The organism is Thermocrispum sp., from assembly GCF_002919275.1.
In the GTDB taxonomy this organism is placed as follows: Bacteria; Actinomycetota; Actinomycetes; order Mycobacteriales; family Pseudonocardiaceae; genus Thermocrispum; species Thermocrispum agreste.
The window spans coordinates 99008-123817 of the sequence record NZ_PKFA01000021.1; the positions used below are offsets into that span (position 1 = coordinate 99008).

General features: G+C 69.6%; 20 protein-coding genes. 10 read left to right on the plus strand and 10 right to left on the minus strand.

All coding sequences use genetic code 11. The features are described 5' to 3' along the window. The first annotated feature begins 72 nt into the window (after positions 1-72). Together CXP56_RS04980 and CXP56_RS04985 are read left to right on the plus strand one after the other, a co-directional pair. Positions 73-1005: a hypothetical protein gene (locus CXP56_RS04980; protein WP_051309734.1), complete on the plus strand. Its 933-nt coding sequence runs from the start codon at positions 73-75 to the stop codon at positions 1003-1005. A 304-nt stretch (positions 1006-1309) separates the two neighbouring features. Beyond that, on the plus strand, positions 1310-1951 hold the full coding sequence (locus tag CXP56_RS04985; protein ID WP_051309732.1) for a VanZ family protein: 642 nt from the start codon (positions 1310-1312) through the stop codon (positions 1949-1951). A 20-nt stretch (positions 1952-1971) separates the two neighbouring features. On the opposite strand, the gene CXP56_RS04990 is transcribed toward CXP56_RS04985, so the two are convergent. The 3 genes from CXP56_RS04990 to CXP56_RS05000 are packed head-to-tail and all read right to left on the minus strand — an operon-like array spanning position 1972 to position 4791. Beyond that, positions 1972-3573, minus strand: coding sequence for a hypothetical protein (locus CXP56_RS04990; protein ID WP_028846631.1), 1602 nt, complete (start codon positions 3571-3573; stop codon positions 1972-1974). 7 nt (positions 3574-3580) lie between these two features. Further along, positions 3581-4291: a response regulator transcription factor gene (locus CXP56_RS04995; protein WP_245566552.1), complete on the minus strand. Its 711-nt coding sequence runs from the start codon at positions 4289-4291 to the stop codon at positions 3581-3583. Next, a complete protein-coding gene (locus tag CXP56_RS05000) occupies positions 4246-4791 on the minus strand; it encodes a histidine kinase (RefSeq protein ID WP_286900068.1) in 546 nt (181 codons plus the stop codon). Before CXP56_RS05000 ends, CXP56_RS04995 begins: the two co-directional genes overlap by 46 nt. A gap of 329 nt (positions 4792-5120) precedes the next feature. Here CXP56_RS05000 and CXP56_RS05005 point away from each other — a divergent pair, with 329 nt between their 5' ends. After that, on the plus strand, positions 5121-7124 hold the full coding sequence (locus CXP56_RS05005; protein ID WP_286900071.1) for an Hsp70 family protein: 2004 nt from the start codon (positions 5121-5123) through the stop codon (positions 7122-7124). A gap of 187 nt (positions 7125-7311) precedes the next feature. Here CXP56_RS05005 and CXP56_RS05010 read toward each other — a convergent pair whose 3' ends face one another. The 5 genes from CXP56_RS05010 to CXP56_RS05030 are packed head-to-tail and all read right to left on the minus strand — an operon-like array spanning position 7312 to position 12153. After that, the gene (locus CXP56_RS05010; RefSeq protein WP_028846628.1) at positions 7312-8478 is read right to left on the minus strand and encodes an aldose epimerase family protein; all 1167 of its coding nucleotides are present in this window, start codon (positions 8476-8478) and stop codon (positions 7312-7314) included. Between the two features lie 28 nt (positions 8479-8506). After that, complete coding sequence (locus CXP56_RS05015) at positions 8507-9493, minus strand: glycine betaine ABC transporter substrate-binding protein (protein WP_051309728.1); 987 nt, start codon at positions 9491-9493, stop codon at positions 8507-8509. Next, entirely contained in the window at positions 9490-10263 is a 774-nt protein-coding gene (locus tag CXP56_RS05020) for an ABC transporter permease (protein WP_028846626.1), read from the minus strand. The genes CXP56_RS05015 and CXP56_RS05020 overlap by 4 nt, the downstream gene beginning before the upstream one ends. After that, complete coding sequence (locus CXP56_RS05025) at positions 10260-11474, minus strand: ABC transporter ATP-binding protein (protein WP_286900123.1); 1215 nt, start codon at positions 11472-11474, stop codon at positions 10260-10262. Before CXP56_RS05025 ends, CXP56_RS05020 begins: the two co-directional genes overlap by 4 nt. A gap of 31 nt (positions 11475-11505) precedes the next feature. Continuing rightward, the gene (locus CXP56_RS05030; RefSeq protein WP_286900078.1) at positions 11506-12153 is read right to left on the minus strand and encodes an ABC transporter permease; all 648 of its coding nucleotides are present in this window, start codon (positions 12151-12153) and stop codon (positions 11506-11508) included. A gap of 456 nt (positions 12154-12609) precedes the next feature. Here CXP56_RS05030 and hrpA point away from each other — a divergent pair, with 456 nt between their 5' ends. Both hrpA and CXP56_RS05040 read left to right on the plus strand, forming a co-directional pair. Further along, positions 12610-16524 carry an ATP-dependent RNA helicase HrpA gene (hrpA, locus tag CXP56_RS05035; RefSeq protein ID WP_028846624.1) on the plus strand — a complete coding sequence of 1305 codons (3915 nt, stop codon included), beginning with the start codon at positions 12610-12612 and terminating at the stop codon, positions 16522-16524. 378 nt (positions 16525-16902) lie between these two features. Next, the gene (locus CXP56_RS05040) at positions 16903-18474 is read left to right on the plus strand and encodes an acyl-CoA synthetase (RefSeq protein ID WP_286900124.1); all 1572 of its coding nucleotides are present in this window, start codon (positions 16903-16905) and stop codon (positions 18472-18474) included. A 205-nt stretch (positions 18475-18679) separates the two neighbouring features. Here CXP56_RS05040 and CXP56_RS05045 read toward each other — a convergent pair whose 3' ends face one another. Beyond that, the gene (locus tag CXP56_RS05045) at positions 18680-19078 is read right to left on the minus strand and encodes a hypothetical protein (protein WP_425426110.1); all 399 of its coding nucleotides are present in this window, start codon (positions 19076-19078) and stop codon (positions 18680-18682) included. A 301-nt stretch (positions 19079-19379) separates the two neighbouring features. After that, positions 19380-19979: a TetR/AcrR family transcriptional regulator gene (locus tag CXP56_RS05050; RefSeq protein WP_051309726.1), complete on the minus strand. Its 600-nt coding sequence runs from the start codon at positions 19977-19979 to the stop codon at positions 19380-19382. Positions 19980-20043: 64 nt separating this feature from the next. Here CXP56_RS05050 and CXP56_RS05055 point away from each other — a divergent pair, with 64 nt between their 5' ends. From CXP56_RS05055 to CXP56_RS05075, 5 genes are all read left to right on the plus strand, one after another. Further along, the gene (locus tag CXP56_RS05055) at positions 20044-21276 is read left to right on the plus strand and encodes an acyl-CoA dehydrogenase family protein (RefSeq protein ID WP_286900083.1); all 1233 of its coding nucleotides are present in this window, start codon (positions 20044-20046) and stop codon (positions 21274-21276) included. Next, positions 21273-22028, plus strand: coding sequence for an SDR family oxidoreductase (locus CXP56_RS05060; protein WP_286900085.1), 756 nt, complete (start codon positions 21273-21275; stop codon positions 22026-22028). The genes CXP56_RS05055 and CXP56_RS05060 overlap by 4 nt, the downstream gene beginning before the upstream one ends. A 19-nt stretch (positions 22029-22047) precedes the next feature. After that, complete coding sequence (locus CXP56_RS05065) at positions 22048-23124, plus strand: phosphotransferase family protein (protein WP_028846620.1); 1077 nt, start codon at positions 22048-22050, stop codon at positions 23122-23124. Beyond that, positions 23124-23765 carry a histidine phosphatase family protein gene (locus CXP56_RS05070; protein ID WP_028846619.1) on the plus strand — a complete coding sequence of 214 codons (642 nt, stop codon included), beginning with the start codon at positions 23124-23126 and terminating at the stop codon, positions 23763-23765. The genes CXP56_RS05065 and CXP56_RS05070 overlap by 1 nt, the downstream gene beginning before the upstream one ends. A gap of 66 nt (positions 23766-23831) precedes the next feature. Further along, positions 23832-24755, plus strand: coding sequence for an SMP-30/gluconolactonase/LRE family protein (locus tag CXP56_RS05075; RefSeq protein ID WP_028846618.1), 924 nt, complete (start codon positions 23832-23834; stop codon positions 24753-24755). The last annotated feature ends 55 nt before the right edge of the window (positions 24756-24810 follow it).

Here is a 24810-nt window from a genome sequence, read left to right on the forward strand (position 1 = left end):
GACACCGGAACGAACAGACGACGACACGAAAAGCAGGCATTGAGATCGAACCGAGCGAGACACACCGGCACGATGACGATGGCGATGGATGCCCACCACGAATTGCTCGGGCTGGCCGGGCGGGCGCCGGACGGCTGGCTCGCGGTGGCGCGCGACGCGCTGGCGGCGGGGGACATGGCACGGCTCGACGAACTGCGTCAGGCGCTCGACGGACAGCCACAGCAGTCTTCCGCCCACCACTTCATTCCGCAGCTGCGCGGCCACGAGCAAGCCGACCGCGCCGTCGTCGGCGTGGTCAGCGGCATCCCGGGCACCCAGGCCTGCTGGGCGACGATGCGCAACGGCAGGCAACGGCTGTACCTGGTGCAAGCCGACGGACAAGCCGATCTCCCGGCCATCGCCCAGGCGGCGCAGCAGGTGCTGGTCAGCCCGATGGACTCGCCGCGAGTGGAGGTGTTCGCCCCGGACAGTGCGCTGCCGCCGTATCACGAGTCCGCCCTGCGCGCCTCGGACCTGCTGTGGTCGCGCGAGCCGCCACCCCCGATTCGGGTGGCGCGGACGTTCGACGGCTCGCAGCCGTCCGGCCCGTGGTTCAACCCGCACCGCGAGCTGGTCGTCGACCCCGCCCAGCATGCCGCGATGGTGCAGTTCCTGGAGTCCGGCGACGTCGTGCTGCTGGCGGAGAACCGGTTGCCGGACGTGATCGCCGGGCACCGTGACGCCGTCCCGGCCGACCTGTACAGCGACGGCCGGTGGGTGTGGTCGGCCGCGACCACCTACTACTTGAAGCGCTACCAGCTGGCTCCGGAACCCGACCTGGCCGCGCATGCCTTGGCGAACCCGCCGCGCGGGCCGCTGTCACCGCTCGATCGTTTCCACGTCTACTCCGCGCTGTCCCGGCACGACCATCGCCCGCCCGATCCTGGGCGGAACGGCGAAAGCCCCAGCGGCAACTCGGCGCGCGCGGCTTCGCCGCCTGCGAAAGGCAAGTCATCTCGGTGGTGACCACGGCGCATCGCGCTGAGATCAGCAGAATTCGACAGAACGATCCATTTTCCGGACATTGGATCTGTTTGTCGAAAAGGTGTGGTGGAATGAAGGGTCAGGGCGGCCACGACAAGCCTGTGCCCTTCGTCGCACCGGAAAGCCTGCGTCCAGGCGATGCCCTCTGACCTGCTGTGATGTCATCGCTCGGGCAATCGGCCGAGGCGTGGCCGCCGACCCCTCGGCCGATCGGCCGAGGGGTTCCTGGCGCGCTCGAGCTGTTCGACCGAAGTGCCGGCGACGCGATTTCCATACCGTCATCGGCATGACGGAAGCGCAGCTGATCGCACTCGTTTACGGATGTATCGGATTTGTCGTCGTGGCGGCGGTGATGTTGCCCTCGTATGCGCTGGTCGATTACGTCCGGCGCGGCGCAGTCGACCTTCGCCGGATGATTGCGGTCGGTGCCTTCCTCCTGTATTGCTGTCTCGCGGTCGCGGTCGTCGTGTTCCCGCTGCCGGGCCCGACGACGCCGCCGCTGGAACAGACCGTTCAGCTCGTTCCGCTGCAGTGGATCGAGGACGTGGGCACGGAGATGCGCAAGTACGGCTTGGCGCCGACCCTGCTCAATGCGGTGAGCACGCAGACGTTCCAGCAGGCGATGCTGAACGTGGCGCTGTTCGTCCCGCTCGGCATGTTCCTGCGCCTCGTGTGGCGCAAGGGTCTGCGCAGCACCGTGAAGACGGGTGCCCTGGTGTCGTTCACCGTCGAGATCACCCAGCTGACGGCGAACTTCGGTACCGCGCCGATGGTGTACCGCGTCTTCGACGTGGACGACCTGCTGACCAACACGGCTGGAGCGTTCCTCGGGTGGCTCCTGGCCGCGGCGGTGCTTCGCCGGAACCGCAAGGACGCCTTGGCCGACACGCGCCGGATGCTGGTCCCGGCGGCCACCGCTGCGCGTTGACACCTGCGGGAACCGCCGTGTCAGGCGAGGTCGACCAGGCGCTCGGCGGTGGCGGCGAGCGTCTCGTACACCTCCCGATCCTTGCCGCCCGTGGTCGGCAACTGCGCACGGGAACGCCAATAGCGCGCAGAATGCTGCGCCGTCGCACGGACCACTGCCTTGTCCGCGTTCGGGCTCAAGCCCAGCCGCATCCACGGCTCGGGCCCTTCCGCACCGAGCAGCCGCGCCGCCGCGGCCCGCACCTTTTCGCCTGCGGTCCGCAGCAGCGGGGTGTCCTGGGCGGTGAGTTCGACGAGCAAGTCGAGCTCGGCGAACTCGTGCCGCTCGGCACTGACCTGATCCAACGCCCGGCGCAGCTCGTGGTCCGCGGGCAGGCCCTGCACCAGTTCCCGTATCGACACCAAAGCGCGCCGGGCCGCGATGGTCGGCGCTTGGGCTTGCAGCTGCTTGGCTACGTCGGCGACGACGGCCACGTCGTCGGCTTCGATCAGCATCACGCGATGCCGTCCGTACCGAAGCGCCGTCCGGAAGTCCGTGTCCGGCGGCACGAGACAGACGACGGCGTCGACGCGCCCGCGCGGGCCGTCGTCGGCCAGGAACTCCTCGGCCAGGGAGGCGTTCGGCGCCTGGTGGACCTGAATGACGTTGACGTACGGCACCGACGGCAGGGTCGGGTCCTCGCGGGCGGTGCCGAGCACCACCGCGATGCGCGGCAGCTTCGACATGCGTTCGGCCACCGCGAGCCACGCGGCCCGTTCCGGGCCGTAACCGACGTAACGGCGTCCTTGCCTGGCAAGCTCCCACACCTGCCGGAACACCGCGCTAGTCGCGTACTGCGACGGCACGGTGTCCAGGTCGGGGGGCAGGACCTGCTTCGCCAGCGTGATGTCCACGGTGGCGCGGTTACCGGTCATGGCGAACCGCATCGCGCCGCCGAGCACCGCCAGGCGCGCTGCGTCGTGAGCCAGTGCGGAGCGCAGGTCCGCCAGTGACATGTCGTCCATCTCTGCGGTGATGCGCACCTGCAGCGCCTCGTCGCGGCCGAAGACCACGGTGATCGGCGAGGAGCGCGCGGCCGACCGCTCACCCGCGCCGTCGTGGGTCCCCGCGTAGAGGTTCAACACCGCCGCGACGGCGTGATACAGCCCCGACTCGATCTGCCACTCGACGCGCCTGCCGAGGTCGCCGTCGAACCGCACCGGCCGGGGCAGCGTGGCGGCCAGCTCCTCCAGCGCCGCACGCGGCCCGCGGTCCGGCAGCATGGCCGGGTACACGCCGCGCACCGTGGTGCGGAAGCTGTCGATCATCTCGTCCAGCGCGGTGCGGATCTTCGCCAGCTCCTGCATGGCAGGCTCCGGCGGCAGGCCTTCGGCCAGCAAGTCGCGCAAGCGCCACAAGCGCGAGCGGACCTGGTCGAGATCGCGCAACGTGGTCGCGGTGACGGCCTGCACCAGCCGCCGGCGTTCCAGCGCCCGGACCTCCGCGTGGTTGGCGTGCGCGGCGGCCAGCTCGGCCTGCAGCGATTTGGCCCTGGCCGCGGCGCGCTGATGCTGCTCCTGCAGTTGATGCAGGATGCGTGCCGCTCCCGGCCACGACTCCGGCAGCCGCCTGGACTTCCGCATGGCGTGGTCAGCTGCCGTCGATCTTGGATGCGCGCAGGTAGGTCAGCACCGCCAGCACCCGCCGGTGGTGCATCGTCTGGTCGTTGGGCAAGCCGAGCTTGGTGAACACCGACGCGATGTGCTTCTCCACCACCTTGACCGACACGTACAGCTCCTTGGCGATGGCGGTGTTGGACCGGCCCTCGGCCATCAGCCGCAGCACGTCCAGCTCCCGGTCGGTCAGCTTGGCCAGCGGGCTGTCGGTGCGTTCGGACGGGTTCTGCACCAGGCGCTTGGCGAGCACCGGTTCGATGACGATCTCGCCTGCGGCGATCCGGTCCAGGGTGTCGGCCAGCACCTGAACGCCAGCGACGCGTTCCTTGAGCCGGTAGCCGATCCGCTCCGCGCCGATCTCCAGCGCCTTCATCAGATAGTGCGTCTCGGCGTAGTGGGACAACAGCAGCAGCCCGACGTCCGGCTTCGCGGCGCGGATCCGTGCCGCGGTGGTCAGCCCGCCGTCCGGCTCCGGCGGCATGCGGATGTCCAGGATGGCCACGTCGACGTCGGTGGTCGACACGATCCCGTACAGTGCGTCGCCGTCCCCGACGCAGCCGACGACCTCGTGCCCGGCGGCTTCCAGCAGCAGCACCAGGCCCTCGCGGAACAGGGCGCCGTCCTCGGCGATGGCGACCTTCATGGCCGAGCCGCCCCCCACCAGCGCTTGCGCGAACGGCGACATTGCGGGTTCTCGGTGATGCTCACCCGTACCAACCTCCTGCCCCGGACTCGCACCCTGACCACGGTGCCCGGACTGAGCGTATTCAGATGATCACTGACCAAAAGACCCACCCGGGCGCGTGTCTGCGCGGTCAACTCGTACGGCGGCAGATCGAGCTGCAGTTTCAGATCGCGATGGTCGGCGACGGCGCGCAGTGCTGCGCCGAAGTCGGCGCCGCCGAGGACGGGTGGATAGATGCTCTTGCCGACGTCGCGGACGAAGTCCACGACGCGGCACAAGGTGGCACGCAGGGTGCCGATCCTGGCGTGCAGATCGGGGTCGCTCGCGGTGACCGCGACCAGGTCGAGCTGCGCGGCCATCGCGGACATGCCGATCGCGACCTCGTCGTGCAGCCGGCGCTCGAGGTCGTACCGGAAGGCTGCGCTGGCGAGGGTCGGCATGCGCAGCAGCCGTGGCAGACGCCCGGCCTTCGCGGAGAACACCAGTGCGTAACCCGTCACCGGTCAAGCGTGGCGAGAACGGCAAGCGGGCTCAAGGGGGTCATCCCTGCTTTCCTGGGGGATAACCCGACGCTTTGTGCAATCCCGCGATCCGGGTGTGTTGCGCTGGTGGGCCAGGTCTGTGCCCGACCGGACTACCTCTCGCCGGTGTGGTGGATTCGGCCCGGTGCGAAGGCTACATTGTTGTTTGCTTGCGATTGCCTGCACTTTCGTGCGCTTCGAAAGGGTGCGCCATGTGGTTCAGCGTGGGAATCGATCTCGGGACCTCGTTTGCCTGTGCAGCCGTGGGGGGTCCTGGCGGCACCCGGATGATCCCTTTGTCGCCGAACGTGGTGGTTCCCTCCGTGGCGTGCCCTGGGCCGGACGGCACCCTGCTGACCGGGCTGGAAGCGCTCACCGCGGCGCGCGACCCGAGCATGCTGGCCCGCGGGTTCAAGCGGCGCCTCGGTGACCCGTCCCGGCTGGTGCTCGGCGGTTCCTCCTACACCCCGACCGCATTGATGGCCGCGCAGCTGCGCGACGCGCTGCGCACCGTGCACAGGGTGCAGGGCGGCCTGCCGTCGTCGGTGGTGCTGACCTACCCGGCGATCTGGGGCCCGTACCGGCGCGAGCAGTTCGCCGAAGTGCCCAGGATGGCGGGGGTGACCAACTACCGGCTGGCCACCGAGCCGGAAGCGGCCGCGACCCACTACTCCAACGAACGGCGGCTCGGCGAAGGCGCCGTGGTCGCGGTCTACGACCTGGGCGGCGGCACCTTCGACACCACGGTGCTGCGGGTCAGGGGCGGACGGATGGAGATCCTCGGCACGCCCGAGGGCATCGAGCACATGGGCGGCGTCGACTTCGACGAGACGCTGCTGGCCAACGTCGACGAGCGGCTGGACGGTGCGATCAGCGCGCTGGACCTGGAGGACCCGGAGCAGGCGTCCGCGCTGGCCAGGATCCGTGCGATGTGCATCAAGGCCAAGGAGGACCTGTCCATCGAGCCGGACGTGACGCTGTCGGTGCCGCTGCCGTCCGGGCCGCGAGAGGTGACGATCTCCCGGCTGGAGTTCAACGAGATGATCCGGCCGTCGGTGCAGATGACCGCGGACACCCTGCGCCGCACGGTGGCAGGTGCCGGCCTGCAACCGAACGACCTGGCCGCGATCCTGCTCGCCGGCGGCTCGTCCCGGATCCCGCTGGTGTCCCAGCTGATCTCGAAGGAGTTCGGCAGGCCGGTGCGGCTGAGCCTGCACCCGAAGTTCACCGTGGCGCTCGGCGCCGCGGCGATCGCGGCCCAGCAGCAGGTGGAGCCGCAGCCGCCGGTGAGCTCCGGACCGATACCGGTGCTTCCTTCGCCGGCTCCGGCCCCGCAGGCACCGGCGCAACCGCTGGCCACCGGCACGTATCCGGCGCTCGGCGTTGCCGCGCTTCACCAGGCAGGCAAGTCCCCGAAGGCGAGGTTCGCCCGCAACAGGAAGACACGGATGGCGTTGGCCGCGGCAGCCGTCGCCGCGGTCGTCGGCGTCGGCTCCGCCGTGCTGGTGGCGGTGACGCGCTCGCAGGAGCCGGGCTACGCCGCGGCAGGTGCCTACGGCACGGCACTGTCGGTTGGCGCGTCCAGCGTCACTCCCAGCACGGAAACGCCGATGAGCGGCGCGTCCCAGGCACCGTCGAGCGGTCCTTCGAAGGCCTCGGAGGCTCCGGGCACCGCCGAGGCGCAGGTCCCGCAGGCCAAGGCGACGTCGAAGGCCAAGCCGCCCGCGACCAACGGCAGCGCACCGCGGCCCATGGCGGTGTTCGACGGCACCGCGGTGGCGCCGTGGGAGGGCTACATCGGTTCGGCCGACTCGAGCTGGAGCGGCACCGACCTGGTGTCCGGGACGGTCCGGGACGGCGCGATCACCGCGCGCATCGACCAGCACGGCGTGCGGGCCACCTGGAACGGCCGCGGCGCGGCGCAGGTGTATTTCCAGAGCTCGCCGGACCTGAGCAAGGCGCGGGATCTGACCCGGTTCTTCGACTCCGACGGGGCGATCGTGTTCGACGTGGTGGTGCACCGGCCGCCGACCCGGGAGACCACGCTGGAGGTGCACTGCGGCTACCCCTGCCGGACCATGGTGTCCATCGACGGCGTGCTCAAGCGGCTCGAGCAGGGCAGGCAGACCAGGTTGACCGTCCCGTTGGCGTGCTTCAACCGCAACAAGGCGTACCAGCTGAACCAGGAGCGGGTGAACACCGCGTGGCTGGTCTACACCGAAGGGGAGTTGTCGGCCACGTTCTCCAACATCCGCTGGGTGGCCAAGGCAGGCGCGGGCAAGGACGCGATTTCCTGCGACGAGCTCGGCTGATCGGCCGGGCTCGGGCAAGCGGCACCGGTCGCCGGGGTGGGTCCTGCGACCGGGCGGCCGGCGTGCCGTGCGTGCCGTGCGTTCCGGTGAGCACGGTGACGGTTCGGCGGTTCTGTGACCGATCATGAGGAAAGGGGGCCCGGCGGATGCCGGGCCCCCTTTCCGGTGGCTGGTTCGGGCGGGTGGGTCAGAAGGCCGAGAAGCCGAACACCGTGGTCGAGCGGAACTCCTCGCCCGGCCGCAACACCGTGGACGGGAAGTTCGGCTGGTTCGGCGAGTCCGGGAAGTGCTGGGTCTCCAGGCAGAACGCGTCGCCCTGCCGGTAGGAACGGTTGCCGATCCCGGTGAACGTGCCGTCCAGGAAGTTGCCCTGATAGAGCTGGATGCCCGGCTGGTCGGTGGTGACCGTCAGCTTGCGCCCGCTGCGCGGGTCCCACGCCTTGGCCGCCACGCGCATGCCCGAGCCGCGCAGCACGAAGTTGTGGTCGTAGCCCCGTCCGAAGAGCAGCTGCTGGTGGTCGTCCCGGTTGCGTTCCCCGAACCGATGCGGCTTGGTGAAGTCGAACGGCGTCCCCGCGACCGGCACGATCTCCCCGGTGGGGATCAGCGTCTCGTCGACCGGGGTGAACCGATCGGCGTTCAGGTACAGGTACTGGTCGTCGACCGTGCCGCTGCCTTCGCCCGCCAGGTTGAAGTAGGTGTGGTTGGTCAGGTTCAGCACCGTCGCCTTGCCGGACACCGTGGCGTGGTAGTCGACGCGCAACCGGTCCCGCCGGTCGAGCAGGTAGGTGGCCGTCGTGGTCAGCTCACCCGGGAAGCCCATCTCGCCGTCCGGGCTGACGTAGGTGAACTCGACCCCGACCGCGTCCGGCCGCTTGATCACCTTCGCCGACCAGATCCGCTTCTCGAACCCTTCCGGCCCGCCGTGCAGCGCGTTGTCGCCGTCGTTGGTGGGGATCTGGTAGGTCTCGCCGTCGAGGGTGAACCTGCCGCCCGCGATCCGGTTGGCGTATCGGCCGATGGTCGACCCGAAGCTCGGGCTCAGCTCGAGGTAGTCGTCGATGTTGTCGAAGCCGAGGCTGACGTTGGCGAGCCGGCCGCGGCGGTCGGGCACCTCGATGCGCTGCACGGTGGCGCCCCAGTTCAGCATCGACACGGTCATCCGGCCGTTGCCGAAGATGTAGACGTCGACCTGCTCGCCGTCCGGCGTCCTGCCGAACTTCTCCTTGCGGATGGTGAGCTTGCCGTGGCTGGGCTTGGCGCTGGCGCTGCCGCTCATCGCGGACGCCACCGGGACCGTGACGCCGAGCGCGCCCGCCGCGCGCAGCACGTTCCTCCGGTCGACACCTGACATCGTCGCCTCACTTCCTTGTGTCGGGGGATCAGGTTTCCGGCACGGTCACGAAGCCCTTGCTGACCAACCAGTCCAACGCCACCTTCCCGGGGTCCTCACCGTCGATGTCCACGCGCTTGCACAGCTCGATCATCTGATCGTTGGTCATGGCGAGCGCGATCGGCTCGAGCACGTCGCGGATCTGCGGGTGCGCCCGCAGGAACGAGGTGCGCACCGTGACCGCGGCGTTGTACTGCGGGAAGGCGTTCTTGTCGTCCTCCAGCACGCGCAGCCCCAGCCCGGCGATCCGGCCGTCGGTGGTGAAGATCTCGCCGATGGTGCACGTTCCGCCGGCCACCGCGGCGTAGATCGCCCCCGTGCCGAACTGCTTGATCACCGGGTCGCTGAACCCGTACTTCTTCACCGCCGCCGGGAATCCGTCCCGCCGGCTGATGAACTCCGTCTCCAGGCAGAAGACGGCTTCGTCCGGGTTCTTCTTCAGAAACGCGGCCAGGTCGGAGATGGTGCGCAGGTTGTGCTTGCGTCCGTATTCCTCGGTGACGGCGAATCCGTACTGGTCGTTCAGCGGGGAGTACCGCAACCACGTGATGCCGTTCTTCCTGGCGTCCAGCTCGGCGCTGGCCTTGTACTGGGCTTCCTCGCCGCCGGGCACCGGAAGCTCGTGGCCCTCGTAGTTGATCCAGAGCGTGCCGGTGTACTCCCACGAGATGTCAATCTGCCCAGACAGCAACGCCTGCCGGGAGGTGTTGGACCCCTTGATGTCCGAAAGGTCGCGCACGTCTGCCCCCGCGGCCGACAGTGCCAGTTCGGCCAGGTAGGCGAGCAGGATCTGCTCGGTGAAGTCCTTCGAGCCGACGGTGATGGTGACGCCTTCCAGCTCGGGGATGTGCGGGATCTTGCCGGGGGCGACCTCGAACGGCAGTGCGGCGTTGGTGGTCAGGCCGCAGCCGGCCAGCGTCAGCGCCGCCGACACGGCGGCCAGCAGTGCGGTCAGTGCCCTGCGCACGCGCCTCATCGCAGCCCCTTCGGTCCGAGATACCGCTCGGCCACCGCGCCGAGCCAGTCCACCATCAGCGCCAGCGCCACCGCCAGCACCGCGCCGGTGAGCAGCACCGGCAGCCGGTTGAGCTTGTAGCCGGTGTCGATCAGCACGCCGAATCCGCCCGCGTCGACGAACGCGGCGAACGTCGCGGTGCCCACCGCCAGCACCAGCGACGTGCGCAGGCCCGCCAGGATCATCGGCACCGCCAGCGGCAGCTCGATGCGCGCCAGCACCGCGCCCGCCGACATGCCGATGCCGCGCCCGGCGTCGATCAGCGCCGGGTCGACCTCCTGCAGGCCGACCATGGTGTTGCGCAGCACGGGCAGCAACGAGTAGAACGCCAGCGGCAGCACGACCACCCACAGTCCGCCCTCGGCGCCGGTGGCCAAGAAGAACAGCACCAGCACGCCGAGCGCGGGCGCCGCCTGGCCGATGTTGGCGATGCCGATGAAGAGCGGCGCCAGCCGCCGCCATCCCGGCCGGGTGAGCAGGACGCCCAGCGGCACGGCGATCACCACCACCAGCGCGGACACCAGCACCGTGATGAGCATGTGCTCGTAGAGCATCTGCAGCAGCGACGGGCCGTTGAGCGTTTCCCGGTCGGTGGCGTCCAAGTCCTGGCTGAACGCCCACACCAGCACACCGGCGACCAGGATCAGCACCACCGCAGGCTGGGCCAGCAGCCGGATCCGTTCGGCGCGCCGCGAGCTGGACTCGGTGGACAGCTCGAGCGTGGTGGTCATCGCGCCTCCTGCTGCGTCCCGCCGTCCGCACCGGTGCTGTCGCCGCCGTTGTGTTCTTCGCGCAACGTCTGGATGGTCTCGATGACGGTCTCCAGGTGGATCGTGCCCGCGTACTGGCCTTGCGGGCCGGTCACCGGGACCGCTCCGCCCTCGGCGAGCATCGCCTCCAGCGCGTCCTGCAGCGTCGACTGCGTGCTGACCACGTCGCGCAGCGGCTTGCCCGCGGTCGCCAGCGAGGTCGCCCGGGGGAGATCACGGGCGTGCACCCACCGGCACGGCCGCCTTCGCCGGTCCAGCACCAGCGCATACGGGTTGTGCGACCTGGACAGCTTCTCGCGCACCGCTGCCGGGGACTCGTCGATGTCCACGGTCACCGCTTCCTGGCGCAGTTCGACGTCCCGGACGCGCAGCAGCGTGAGCTGCTTGAGCGAGGCGCCCGCACCGACGAAACCGGCGACGGTGTCGTCGGCCGGGTTGGCCAAAATGGCCTCCGGGGTGTCGTACTGCAGGATCTTCGACGCCTCGCCCAGCACCGCGATCTTGTCGCCGAGCTTGACCGCCTCGTCGAAGTCGTGCGTGACGAACACGATCGTCTTGTGCAGCTCGGACTGCAGGCGGAGCAGCTCGTCCTGCAGGTTGCCCCTGGTGATCGGGTCGACCGCGCCGAACGGCTCGTCCATCAGCAGCACCGGCGGGTCGGCCGCCAACGCGCGCGCCACCCCGACTCGCTGCTGCTGGCCGCCGGAGAGCTGCCGTGGGTAGCGGTCGCGGAACGTGCCGACGTCCAGCCCGACCATGTCGAGCAGCTCGTCCACCCGGTCGTCGATCCTCTTCTTGTCCCAGCCGAGCAGCTTCGGTACCACGGCGATGTTCTGCGCCACGGTGAAGTGCGGGAACAGGCCGGCTTGCTGGATGGCGTAGCCGATCTTGCGGCGCAGCCGGTCCGGGTTGAGCGACTGGGTGTCCTCGCCACCGATGCGGATGGTGCCCGACGTGGGCTCGATCAGCCGGTTGATCATCCGCATGGTGGTGGTCTTGCCGCAGCCGGACGGGCCGACCAGGATGACGATCTTGCCCGCCGGGATGGTCATGGTCACGTCGTCCACCGCGGGTGTCTTGCTGCCCGGGTAGCGCTTGGTGACGTTGGTCAAGGTGATCTCCGCGCCGGTCGTGGTGCCGTCGCTTGCCGTGCCGGCGGCGTCGCGCGGCAGCTCCTCCCCGGTGGAAGCGGATGCGGTCACGTCAGTCACGGATGCCCCTCGGTGTGGTGTAGCGGTTGATGAGCAGGTAGATCCCGTCCAGGACGAGCGCGAGGACGACCACGCCGAGCGTGCCCGCCAGCGCCTGGTTGGTGGCGTTGGCGCTGCCGGCGCGGGTCAGCCCGGAGAACACCTCGGAGCCGAGGCCCGGACCCTTGGCGTAGGCGACCACGACGGCGATGCCCATCAGCATCTGCGTGGCCACCCGCATGCCGGCCAGGATGGCCGGCCAGGCCAGCGCGAGTTCGATCTTGGTGAGCACGCTGAACCGGCTCATGCCGATCCCGCGCGCGGCGTCGACGACGGCCGGGTTGACGCCGGACAGCCCGACGATGGTGTTGCGCACGATGGGCAGCAGGCCGTACAGCACCAGGACGGTCATCGACGGCGCCACGCCGAGCCCGAGCACCGGGATCAGCAGGCCGAGCAGCGCGAACGACGGGATCGTCAGCACCGCGCTGGCCAGCGCGGTGGCGACGGCGGACCCGGCGGGGGAGCGGTACACCGCGATGCCGATGCCGACCCCGATCACGGTCGCCAGCAGCGTCGCCTGGACGACCTCGCTGGTGTGCAGCCAAGCCTGCAACGACAGTTTGTCCCAGCGATCGACGACGTATTCCCACAGGTTCACAAACGGCGCCACCTTTCTCCTGCCGTTGGGTGGTCGACAAGTCTAGCCATCCGGTCAATGGATTCCGGGTATTTGCACTGCATGGGCGAGGTAGTGTGGATTGTCCGCTTCTGTACGAAATGAGCGAACCGCAGATGTGATCTTCAGACGGGCTCTGACCAGGGCAAATGTCGTCGTTGATGCCCGTACTCGGGGGTCACTCCGTCGGATGAAATGACGGTGATCGAGCGATCGATTTGATCATTTCTGCCCCCTGAATGTGATCAAACTGTCGCTGATTGCTGGCGGAGGGCACCGGGATATGAGAGGCTGTTTTGTTTGGCCGCCTGGCGGACCGTGCGCGGCGTGCCTTGGTGGTCGGCGCCGGGAATGCGGGGGCGCCAGGCCCGCCGCGGCGGCCGCGGAGGGGATATTCGCCTGCATGCCGGGACGGCGGCCGGATAGGCTGGGTGGCCGATGTCCACCACCTCCGCCGGCAGTGCCGTCACCCCTTCGTCGCTGCGTCGCAGGATCGACCAGCTCGTGCTGCGCGACCGGTACCGGCTGCGCAGGCGCCTGACCAAGGCCAGGGACAAGGCAGCGGGCAAGCGGATACCCGAGGACGTGCTGCTGGAGCTCGCCGCCGACGTCGAAGAGGCGGAACGGCGCCTGGAAGCCCGGCGGGCGGCCGTGCCGAAGGTGACGTATCCGCCGCAGCTGCCGGTCAGCAAGCGGGTGGACGACCTGGCCAAGGCCATCGCGGAGCACCAGGTCGTGGTGGTCGCCGGCGAAACCGGTTCGGGCAAGACCACCCAGCTGCCCAAGATCTGCCTGGACATCGGCCGCGGGGTGCACGGCATGATCGGCCACACCCAGCCGCGGCGGATCGCCGCGCGCACGGTCGCCGAGCGGATCGCCGACGAGCTGGACACCGAGCTGGGCACCACGGTCGGCTGGCAGGTCAGGTTCACCGACCAGGTCAGCGACCAGACGCTGGTCAAGGTGATGACCGACGGCATCCTGCTGGCCGAGATCCAGCGGGACCGGATGCTGCGCGCCTACGACACGATCATCATCGACGAGGCGCACGAGCGCAGCCTCAACATCGACTTCCTGCTCGGCTACCTCAAGCGGCTGCTGCCCAAGCGGCCGGACCTGAAGCTGATCATCACCTCCGCCACCATCGACCCGGAGCGGTTCGCGCAGCACTTCGCCAGTGACGGCAAGCCCGCGCCGATCGTGGAGGTGTCCGGGCGCACGTACCCGGTCGAGGTGCGCTACCGCCCAGTGGTGGACCCCGAGGACCCGGCCACCAAGGACCGCGACCAGATCCAGGCCATCTGCGACGCGGTCCAGGAGCTGCAGGCCGAAGGGCCGGGCGACATCCTGGTCTTCCTGTCCGGTGAGCGGGAGATCCGGGACACCGCGGACGCGCTGCAGGCGATGGACTTGCCCGGCACCGAGATCCTGCCGCTGTACTCCCGGCTGGCCGCAGCCGAGCAGCACCGCGTGTTCCAGCCGCACCGTGGCAGGCGCATCGTGCTGGCCACCAACGTCGCCGAGACGTCGCTGACCGTGCCCGGCATCAAGTACGTGATCGACCCGGGTACGGCGCGCATCTCCCGGTACAGCCACCGGCTCAAGGTCCAGCGGCTGCCCATCGAGCCGATCTCGCAGGCATCGGCCAACCAGCGCAAGGGCCGGTGCGGCCGGACGTCGGACGGCATCTGCATCCGGCTGTACTCGGAGGAGGACTTCGCGTCCCGGCCGGAGTTCACCGACCCGGAGATCCTGCGCACCAACCTGGCGTCGGTGCTGCTCCAGATGGCCGCCGCCGAGCTGGGCGACATCGCCGACTTCCCGTTCATCGACCCGCCGGACCGGCGCCAGGTGGCCGACGGCCTGACCCTGCTGCGGGAACTGGGCGCGCTGGACGGCAACCGGCTCACCCCGATCGGCCGGAAGCTGGCCCGGCTGCCGGTGGACCCGCGGATGGCCAGGATGGTGGTGGAGGCGCACCGCAACGGCTGCCTGCACGAGGTGCTGGTGATCGCCTCGGCGCTGTCCATCCAGGACCCGCGGGAGCGGCCGGCCGAGCACCAGCAGGCGGCGGACGCGCTGCACGCCCGGTTCGCCGACGAGACCTCGGACTTCCTCAGCTACCTCAATCTGTGGGACTACCTGCGCCAGAAGCAGCGTGAGCTGTCGTCGAGCAAGTTCCGCAAGCTGTGCAAGCAGGAGTACCTCAACTACGTGCGGGTGCGCGAGTGGCAGGACCTGTACGCGCAGCTGAAGGAGACCGCCAAGCAGGTCGGCATCACCGCGGGCAAGCGGACCGGCCGGGCGGACTATCAGAGCATCCACACCAGCCTGCTGGCCGGGCTGCTGTCGCACATCGGGCTGAAGGACCCGGAGACGCGCGACTTCCTGGGCGCCCGCAACGCCCGGTTCGCGGTGTTCCCCGGATCGGCGCTGTTCCGCAAGACGCCGCGCTGGGTGGTGGCCGCCGAGCTGGTGGAGACCTCCCGGCTGTGGGGCCGGATCTGCGCCAGGATCGAGCCGGAATGGGTCGAGTCGTTGGCCGGTCACCTGGTCAAACGCCGCTACGCGGAGCCGCACTGGGAGCGCAAACGCGGCGCGGTGATGGCGCTGGAGACGGTGACGCTGTACGGCGTCCCGCTGGTGTCCGGCCGCAAGGTCAACTACGCCAGGATCGATCCCGGGCTGTGCCGCGAGCTGTTCATCCGGCACGCCCTGGTGGAGGGCGACTGGGACACCCACCACGAGTTCTTCCACGCCAACCGCAAGCGGCTGGAGGAAGCCGAGGAGCTCGAGCACCGGGCGCGGCGGCGCGACATCCTGGTCGACGACCAGGCGCTGTTCGAGTTCTACGACGCGCGCATCCCGGACCACGTGGTCTCGGCTCAGCACTTCGACTCGTGGTGGAAGAAGGAGCGCAAGCGGCGGCCGCGGCTGCTGGACTTCGACCCGGAGATGCTGGTCACCGACGCCGCAGCCGACATCAGTGACGACGACTATCCCGAGCAGTGGCGGCAGGGCGAGCTGGAGCTGCCGCTGACGTACCAGTTCGAGCCGGGCTCCGACGCCGACGGGGTGACCGTGCATCTGCCGCTCGAGGCGCTCAACCAGGTCGACGAGCGCGGCTTCGAGTGGCTGGTGCCCGGAATGCGGCACGAGTTGATCACCGCATTGATCAAGACGTTGCCCAAGCAGCTGCGGCGGCAGCTGGTACCCGCCCCGGACACCGCCATGGCCGTGCAGGAGCTGTTGCAGGAGCGACAGGACCAACCGCTGCTGAAGGCGCTCAGCGACGCGTTGTGGAAGCTCAGGGGCGTCGACGTCCCGGTCGATGCGTGGGATCTCACCGCGTTGCCCGACCACCTGCGGATGACCTTCCGCGTGGTGGACGGCAAGGGGCGCACCCTCGGCGAAAGCAAGGACCTCGGCCAGCTGCGGCAGCGCCTGGCCCCCAAGGTGAAGTCGGCCATTGCGCGGGCGGCCGAGAAGATCGAACGGCGCGGCGTGACGTCGTGGGATTTCGGCGATCTGCCGCAGGAGTTCACCGCCAACGCCGGCGGCTCGACCGTGCAGGGGTACCCGGCGCTGACCGACGCCGGGGATGCCGTCGACGTGCGGGTCTACCCGACGGTCGGCGAGCAGCGCGCGGCCATGCGGCGGGGCACCCGGAAGCTGGTGTTGCTGTCGGTGCCGTCGCCGAAGAAGATGCTCCGCCACGCGCTGACCACCCGGGAGAAGCTGCAGCTGGCGCAGAATCCGCACGGCAGCGTGGCCGGGCTGCTCGACGACTGCATCGCGTGTGCCGCCGACCACCTGATCGCCGGCGCGGGCGGGCCGGCGTGGGACGCGGACGGTTTCGCCGCGCTCGTCCAGGCGGTCCGCGCCGGGCTGGGGCCGACGCTTGTCGAAACCGTCGAACGGGTACGGCGTGTGCTCGTCGCCTGGCACGACGTCCGGTCGGCGCGCGAAGCCATGCGGGGCTTCGACGAAGCCATGGCCGACATCGACGAGCAGGTGGCAGGGCTGGTCTACGACGGGTTCGTCGCCGACACCGGGTTCGAGCGGCTGCCCGACGTCGAACGGTACCTGCGGGCGGTGCAGCGCAGGCTGGAGAAGCTGCCCAGGGACGGCCTGCGGGATGCGGAGCGGATGCGCGTGGTGCGCGAGCTGACCGACGAATACCGTGCCCTGCTTGCCGAGGTGCCACCAGGGCACGACGTGCCCGCCGAGCTGGCCAAGGTGCGGTGGATGCTGGAGGAACTGCGGGTCAGCTTCTTCGCCCAGACGCTGGGCACCGCGTATCCGGTCTCGGAGAAGCGGATCCTCCGCGCCCTCGACGCGATCGCGGGATAGCGCACGGTCTGCCGTGCGAGACGGCGTCGCGCGGTGCTGCTTCGCCGGTTGCCGACGTGGACGCTGTGGTCGGCGACGGTGCCACCGCGGCGTTCTTCGCGCGCGGTCCCGGGGCTGAGCTGGCGACGTCCAACAGCGTGGATCGGGCTTCCGAGTGGCGCGGGCACCACGTTCGCGGCCCGGATGGAGTATCAGCGGCGGTGTCGACTGCTCAGCGGGCGAGAACGCCGACCGGATGGATTGGCCGCTGATCTCTATTCGCTCCGCACAACGCTCGTTACGCTCCGCGGCGAGGGAGTGGAGGTGGCGACGGTGCTGCTGGACGTGGCGAAGTCGGTGACGAGCAAGGCGGCCACCACGGTGCGCAGCCTGTGGGTGATGAAGCGGGCCGGCTTGGTGGGGCGGCCGGACGAGGGCATCCGCTCGCTGCTGACCATGCACAAGTACGGGCCGTTCGCCGGTGTGCTCGCGGTCGGCGCACGGAAGAACCCGCACGCGGTGGCGCTGGTCGACGAGGCGGGACCGCTCACCTACACCGAGTTGGACCGCCGCTCGAACGCGCTGGCGCGGGCCTGGGCCGAGCGTGGCGTCGGCCCGGGCACGGTGATCGGCGCCTTGTGCCGTGATCATCGCGGGTTGGTGACGGTCATGGCCGCCTCCGGCAAGGCGGGGGCGAAGCTGCTGCTGCTCAACACCGGCTTCGGCAAGCAGCAACTGGCCGACGTGATGCGGCGGGAAGGCGCCGTCAAGCTGGTCTACGACCAGGAGTTCACGCGGCTGCTGGAAGCTGTCGACGGAGACGTCGAGCGCTACCTGGCGTGGGCCGACGACCCGGCGGCGGTCCCCGACGGTGTGCTCGACATGGAGCAGCTGATCGCCGAGACGTCCGCCGATCCGATGCCGACCCCACCGCGTCCGGGGAGCTTCATCCTGCTCACCAGCGGTACGACCGGGACGCCCAAGGGGGCTCCGCGGGAGAAGACGTCGCCGATAGCCAGCGCGCAGTTCTTGGACCGTATCCCGCTCCGGCCGCAGCAGTCGATGTTCATGGCCGCGCCCGCGTTCCACGGCACCGGGCTGGCGCAGCTGTTGCTCGCCCTGGCCTTGGGCAACAAGGTCGTGATGCGGCGACGGTTCGACGCGGAAGCCACATTGCGTGCGGTCGCCGAGCACCGGTGCCACGTGCTCGTGGTGGTGCCCACGATGTTGCAGCGCATCCTGGACCTGCCGGCCGACGTGCGCCGGCGGTACGACACCTCGTCGTTGGAGATCATCTTTTCCGCCGGGTCGGCGATCCCGGTCGACGTCGTCGAGCGCACGTTCGACACCTTCGGTGACGTCCTCTACAACCTGTACGGCTCCACCGAAGTCGCAGTCGCCACCGTCGCCACGCCGGACGAGCTCAGGCGGGATCCGCGTACCGCGGGACGGCCGCCGGTCGGCTGCTCGGTGCGCATCTACGATCACCACGGCAAGCCGATCACCGAGCCGGGCAAGGTCGGCCGCATCTTCGTGGGCAGCATCCTGTCGTTCAAGGGCTACACCGGGGGAGCGAACAAAGAGGTCGTCGACGGGTTGCTGGCCACGGGGGACATGGGCTACTTCGACGAGTCCGGACAGCTGTTCGTGGTGGGGCGAGACGACGACATGATCGTCTCCGGCGGGGAGAACGTGTATCCGCTCGAGGTGGAGAACCTGCTCTCCAGCCGCCCGGACGTGCTGGAGGCCGCGGTGGTCGGCGTGGACGACGAGGAGTTCGGTCAGCGGCTTCGCGCCTACGTCGTGCTGGCCGACGGGCACCCCGGGGACGAGGCCAAGGCGGACGAGCTGCGCCGGTACGTCAAGGACAATCTGGCCAGGTACAAAGTCCCGCGTGACGTGATATTCCTGGACGAGCTGCCCAGAAACGCGACCGGAAAACTGCTGCGTAAGCAGCTGGCCGCCCGGTGAGCGGGACGGAATCCGGTCGGTCGGCAATTACGAAATGCGATCACCGCGCTGCCGCGGCGTGGTATAGCGCATTGAATGCGGTTGCGCTACCGACGATCGTCGGGTGATGCGCAGTAGCCGAATGTCGTTTTCGCGGTGCCGCTTCCGGACGGCAGGCGATGCGGCCCGGGGAAGGCACCCCGGGCCGGAATCGTGGTCGGCTCGCCTACGGGGTGACCAGGCCGCCGAACGATTTCGCCTGCGGTGGGGAAGCCGTCCGTTCCGGCTGGCGGCTTGTCGTCCTGCGGGCTTGTGCATTGCGCGCGGCGCGGCCTCGCGGGCGCGGCGGCTCGAGCAGGCGAACCAGAGAACCAGCAGGTCGGCCCAGGATTTCCTCCAGTGCGCGCACCGCCGAGATGGAGCGGGCCCGCTCCGGCTGGCGCTTGCCGGACTGCCAGTACGACAGTGCCGTCACGCTGATCGGGATGCCGCGGTTGCGCAACCGCACCTGAATGCGGTCCAGTCCGAGGCCGCTGGCTTTGATCGCCGCGCGCAGCTCTCGGGAGAACGGTGTGGAGTGGTCATCGGTCGGGGCGTGCTGCCCCTGGATCGGCGACACGGTCATGGAATCTGCCCTCGCTATTCTCGTCACCGGCCGACGGAATGCGCGTCCGAATTGTTCCGGTCGTGCCCCGAAATGCCGGTATTCCCGGTGAGAATGTGGCGTGATTCTGCCACACGGAATCGATTCGCTGGAATCCGATCATGACCCGTCTGGCCTACTACTTCGTTCGGTCCTTGTCCGGCCGCAGCGCGGAACTGTCACGAAAACCGGGCGAGGGGTGGCGTGGCTGGTGCCCGGCGGCGCGCCGAGCCCGGCATCGGCCGCCGTCTTTCGTCGGGACGCAGGCTCCGCTCGTGCCGGGTCAAGAACCGGCGGCGTCCTCGTCGGCGGCGAGAGCGACCACGGTGTGCAGGCTGCCGCGCAGCAGGGCCAGCACCCGTTCCCGCTTCCCGTGGCGGTGCGCCGCCCACTCCAGGCACAGCTGCTCGGCGAACGACAGCCACGCGCCGACAGCCGCCCGCACCATAGGTGCCGGCTGTTCGATACGCAGGCTGAGCAGCAACTGGTCGACCATCCGGGTGCGGGTCTCCTGGGCGATGTCGTGCAGCCAGTCGCCGGGCGCGGTGTGCCGGAACAGGCCGGTGTAGAGCTCGTGCCGCCGTTCGATGAACGACAGGTATCCCTCCAGCACGTCGCTCAGCTCGCTGGGCTCGTCCTTGCCCGCCGGGAAGGCCGAGCGCAGCATGCGCCGGCCGGCGGCGCGCACCACTTCGGCGTAGAAGTCCTGCTTGGTGGGGAAGTAGTGGAACAGCAACGAGCGGGAGATCCCGGCCTCGGCGGCGACCGCGTCGACGGTGATCTCGTGCAGCGGCCGTTCGGTGAGCATGCGCAGCCCGATGCCGATCAGCTGCTTGCGGCGCTCCACGGGGTGCTGCCTCCGCCTGCGCGGTGTGGTGCTCATCGGAAGGCCTCCCGTCGGTGCGCACGCTATTGAGCAATGCTCAATAAGAATGTACCGTGCGGGCATGGACTTCGCACTGTCGCCGCGAGCGGCTGAGCTCCGGCAGAAGGTCGCCGACTTCATCGAGACCGAGATCGCCCCGGTGGAGGACGACTACCTGCGGACGCTGCGCGAGCTGGACGACCCGTGGGTCGAGCTGCCGGTGATCGAACAGCTCAAGCAGAAGGCCCGCGAGCAGGGGTTGTGGAACTTCTTCCTGCCCCCGGCGAAGGCCGGCATCACCGGGTACCCCGGGCTGTCCAACGTGGACTACGCGCCGCTGGCCGAGCTGATGGGGCGGTATCCGTTCGCGCCGGAAGTGTTCAACTGCAACGCACCGGACACCGGCAACGCCGAGGTGCTGGTCCACTACGGCAGCGACGAGCAGCGCGAGCGGTGGTTGAAGCCGCTGCTGGAAGGCCGGATCCGGTCCGCGTTCTGCATGACCGAGCCCGGGGTGGCCTCGTCCGATGCGACCAACATGGCGGCCACCGCGGTGCCGGACGGCGACGAGGTGGTGATCAACGGGCGGAAGTGGTTCTCGTCCGGCATCGGCCACCCGAAGTGCGCATTCGTCATCTTCATGGGCCTGACCGATCCGGACGCGCCCCGGCACGCCAGGCACTCCATGGTGATCGTGCCGCGGGACCACCCCGGCCTGCGGGTGGAGCGCATGCTGCCGGTGTTCGGCTACCTCGACCCGCCGTACGGGCACGGCGAAGTGGTGTTCGACGACGTGCGGGTGCCCAAGGAGAACGTGATCGCCGGGCTCGGCAGGGGATTCGAGATCGCGCAGGGCAGGCTCGGGCCGGGTCGCATCCACCACTGCATGCGCACGATCGGCCTGGCCGAGCGGGCATTGGAAGCGGGGCTGCGGCGCGCCACGTCGCGCACCGCGTTCGGCAAGCAGCTGGCCGACCTGGGCGGCAACCGGGAACGGATCGCCAAGGCGCGCATCGCCATCAACCAGGCGCGGCTGCACGTGCTGCACACCGCGTGGCTGCTGGACACCAAGGGCGCTGCCGGCGCGTTGTCCGAGCTGTCCCAGATCAAGGCCGCGGTGCCCGCGATGGCGCAGGAGGTCATCGACTTCGCCATCCAGCTGCACGGCGCCGCGGGCGTGACCGACGACTTCCCGCTGGCCGCCGCGGCCGCCTGGGCGCGCGCCCTCCGGCTGGCCGACGGGCCGGACGAGGTGCACCTGGGCGTCGTCTCCCGCATGGAGCTGGCCCGGTACCGGCAAGGGGACAAGGCATGACCGTCCGGCAGAACATCCTCATCACCGGGGCCAGCTCCGGCCTCGGTGCGGAAATGGCCAGGCAGTTCGCCGCGAAAGGGCGCAACCTGGCGTTGTGTGCGCGGCGCATCGAGCGGGTCGACGAGCTCGCCGGGCAGCTGCGCCGGGACAACCCGGGCATCCGCGTGGTCACCAGGCAGCTCGACGTGACCGATCACGATGCGGTGTTCGCCGTGTTCCGGGACTTTCGTGCCGAGCTGGGCCGGATCGACCGGGTGATCGCCAACGCGGGCCTCGGCAAGGGACAGCCGCTGGGCACCGGGTACTTCGAGCGGGCGAACAAGCAGACGCTGGAGACCAACGTGCTCGGCCTGCTGGCCCAGTGCGAGGCGGCGATGGAGATCTTCCTCGACCAGCGCGACGGGCACCTGGTGGTGCTGGCGTCCGTGCTGGCCGAGCGCGGCGCCCCGCGCACGCTGACCGCCTACGCGGCGAGCAAGGCGTTCGCGGCCTCGCTGGCCGAAGGCATCCGCCTGCACCATGGGCGGGGCCCGGTGAAGGTGACCACGCTCAAACCCGGCTACATCGAGTCGGAGATGACCGCCCGCGCGCCGAAGAGCCCGCTCATCGTCTCGACCGAGAAGGGCGTGCGGGAGATGGTCGCGGTGATCGAGCGCGAGCCCGCCACCGCGTTCGTGCCGCGGTGGCCGTGGGCGGTGCTCGCCCGGCTGGTGCGCATGGCACCGGATTGGCTGCTGCGGAAGGTGATGTGAGGACGTTTGTGAGGTCGGTGTGACTGTGCAGGACAGGCCAGGGCCGGTACGCGAGGAGGACGCGTTCGATCCGGCAGCGGTGCACGCGTGGCTGTCGGAGCGCCTGGACGGGCTGACCGAGGTGCCCTCGGTACAGCAGTTCCCCGGTGGCGCGTCCAATTTGACCTACCAGCTCGACTACCCGGATCGGTCGCTGATCCTGCGGCGGCCGCCGCGTGGCCACCGCGCCGCGTCCGCCCACGACATGCGCCGGGAGTTCCGGGTGCAGCAGCGCCTGCGCCCGGTGTTCCCGTACGTGCCGAAGGTGCTGGCGTTCTGCGACGACGAGAGCGTCATCGGCGCCGAGTTCTACGTCATGGAGAAGCTCGAGGGCATCATCCTGCGCCGCGATCTCCCGGACGGACTCGAGCTGACCGAACAGCAGGTCCGCGCGCTGTGCCTGCAGGCCATCGACCGCCTGATCGACCTGCACCAGGTCGACGTCGAGGCGGCAGGCCTGGCCGGGCTGGGCAAGGGCCCCGGCTACGTGCGCAGGCAGGTGGAGGGCTGGTGCCGCCGGTACGAGCGGGCACGCACCGCCAACGTGCCGGACTGCGTCGAAGTGATGGGCTGGCTGAACGACAACCAGCCGGAGGACGTCGGAGCGTGCCTGATCCACAACGACTACCGGTTCGACAACCTGGTACTCGACTCGTCGCTGCGGGTCATCGGCGTGCTGGACTGGGAAATGGCCACCGTGGGTGATCCGCTGATGGAGCTGGGCGCCACCCTGGCCTACTGGACCCAGGCCGACGACGACGAGTTCCTGCAGCAGATGCGCAGGCAGCCCACGCACTTGCCGGGCATGCTGACCAGGGACGAAGTGGTGCAGTACTACGCCGAGCGCACCGGACGCCACGACCAGGTCGCCCGGAACTGGACGTTCTACCGGGTGTACGGGGTTTTCCGGCTGGCGGTGATCCTGCAGCAGCTGTACCGCAGGTACGCCGAAGGCGGTACGCACAATCCGATCTACGCCGACATGTGGCAGCACGTGGTGTACGCCGAGCGGTACTGCCGGGAGCTGATCTCCTCCGGTGCGAAGGCGGTGAGCTGATGGGCGCGATCTATCTCGTCCGGCACGGCCAGGCGTCGTTCGGCGCGGCCGACTACGACAAGCTGTCCCCGCTGGGCAAGGAACAGAGCGTCGTCGTGGGGGAGGAGCTGCGGCGCCGCGAGGTGGAGTTCGCCGTGGTGCGCAGCGGCAGCATGGCGCGCCAGCGGGACACGGCCGTCGCGGCGGGCTTCACCCCGGATCAGGACGCCAGGTGGAACGAGTACGACTTCGCCGACGTGTTCGCCTACGCGCCGGAAGAGCCGCAGACCACCGACCAGCGCGCCTACCAGCGGGTGCTGGACCGGGCGCTGCAGGCGTGGGTGGCGGCAGGACCGGGGGACGGCCGGTCCGCGGAGAGCTGGCAGGAGTTCGCCGCCAGAGTCAACGGGGCGCTGGACACCGTGGTCGGCGAGCTCGGTCCTGGCCAGAACGCGCTGGTGTTCACCTCCGGCGGCGTGATCGCCGCGCTCGCCGCCCGCGTGGTCGGGGATCAAGCCGGGCTGTTCTGGGTGTTCAACCGGTTCATGGCCAACGGTGCGATCACCAAGATCATCAGCGGCCGGTCCGGGCTGACCCTGGTGTCGCTGAACGAGCACGGGCACTTCGAGGGACCGCGCAGGCACCTGTTCACGTTCCGGTAGCCGCTGCCTGCGTCCGGTCGCCTGTGCGGTGTCGCCGTGGCGGCACTCCGGTAGAAAAGGGACGTCATGGGGTTTCGCGACGCCAAGCTCGTCCCGCTGACCGGTGAGGGCCCCGAGGACGTCCTCGTCGACGCCGAAGGCTGCGTGTACACCGGGTTGTCCGACGGACGCATCCTGCGGGTCAGCCAGACCGGCCGTGCCGTCGAGACGATCGCCCAGCTCGACGGGCGCGTCTACGGCCTGGAGTTCTACGGCGAGGACGAGCTGCTGGCATGCTGCGGGCCACGCGGGCTGGCGGTCGTGTCGCTCGCCGGTGGCGCCGCGCGCACGCTGGTGGGCGGCGGCGATCTGCGGGCGTGCAACAACGCGGCGGTGGCCGGTGACGGCACGATCTACTTCAGTGATTCGTCCACCCACTTCGACCCGGCCCAGTGGCGCAGAAGCCTGCTGCACCGGGCAGGAACCGGGCGGCTGCTGCGGCGCTGCCCGGACGGCAGGGTGGAGGAGCTGCTCACCGGATTGCATTTCGCCAACGGGGTGGCCCTCGCCCCGGACGAGTCGTTCGTGGTCGTGGCCGAAACGGCGGAGCGCCGGATCACCCGGCTGCGGCTCTCCGGCAGCCGCGCGGGCACCAGCGACGTGTTCGCCGCGAACCTTCCCGGTTATCCGGACAACGCCTCCACCGGATCGGACGGGCTGATCTGGGTCGCGCTGGCCAGCCCCAGGGTGCGGTCGTTCGACGTGCTGCGGCACGCGCCGAAGCCGGTCCGTGACGTCGTGGGCCGGCTGCCGCAGCGACTGCGGATCACGTCGTCGGTGGGGGCGGCCGCCATGGACGAGTCGGGCACCGTGGTGCGGCAGTACCGGGGAAGGATCGCCGGGGTGTCGGTGCTCAGTGCGGTGCGGGAGCGGGACGGCTGGTTGTACTTCGGCAGCCCGATCGGGAGGAACGTCGTGGTCATGCCGTCCGGGCTGACCGGGTGGGCGTGAGGACACATTTCGTGTCCGCCGCTTTGACCCGCCTGCCGGGCGGTGTGGAGACTGG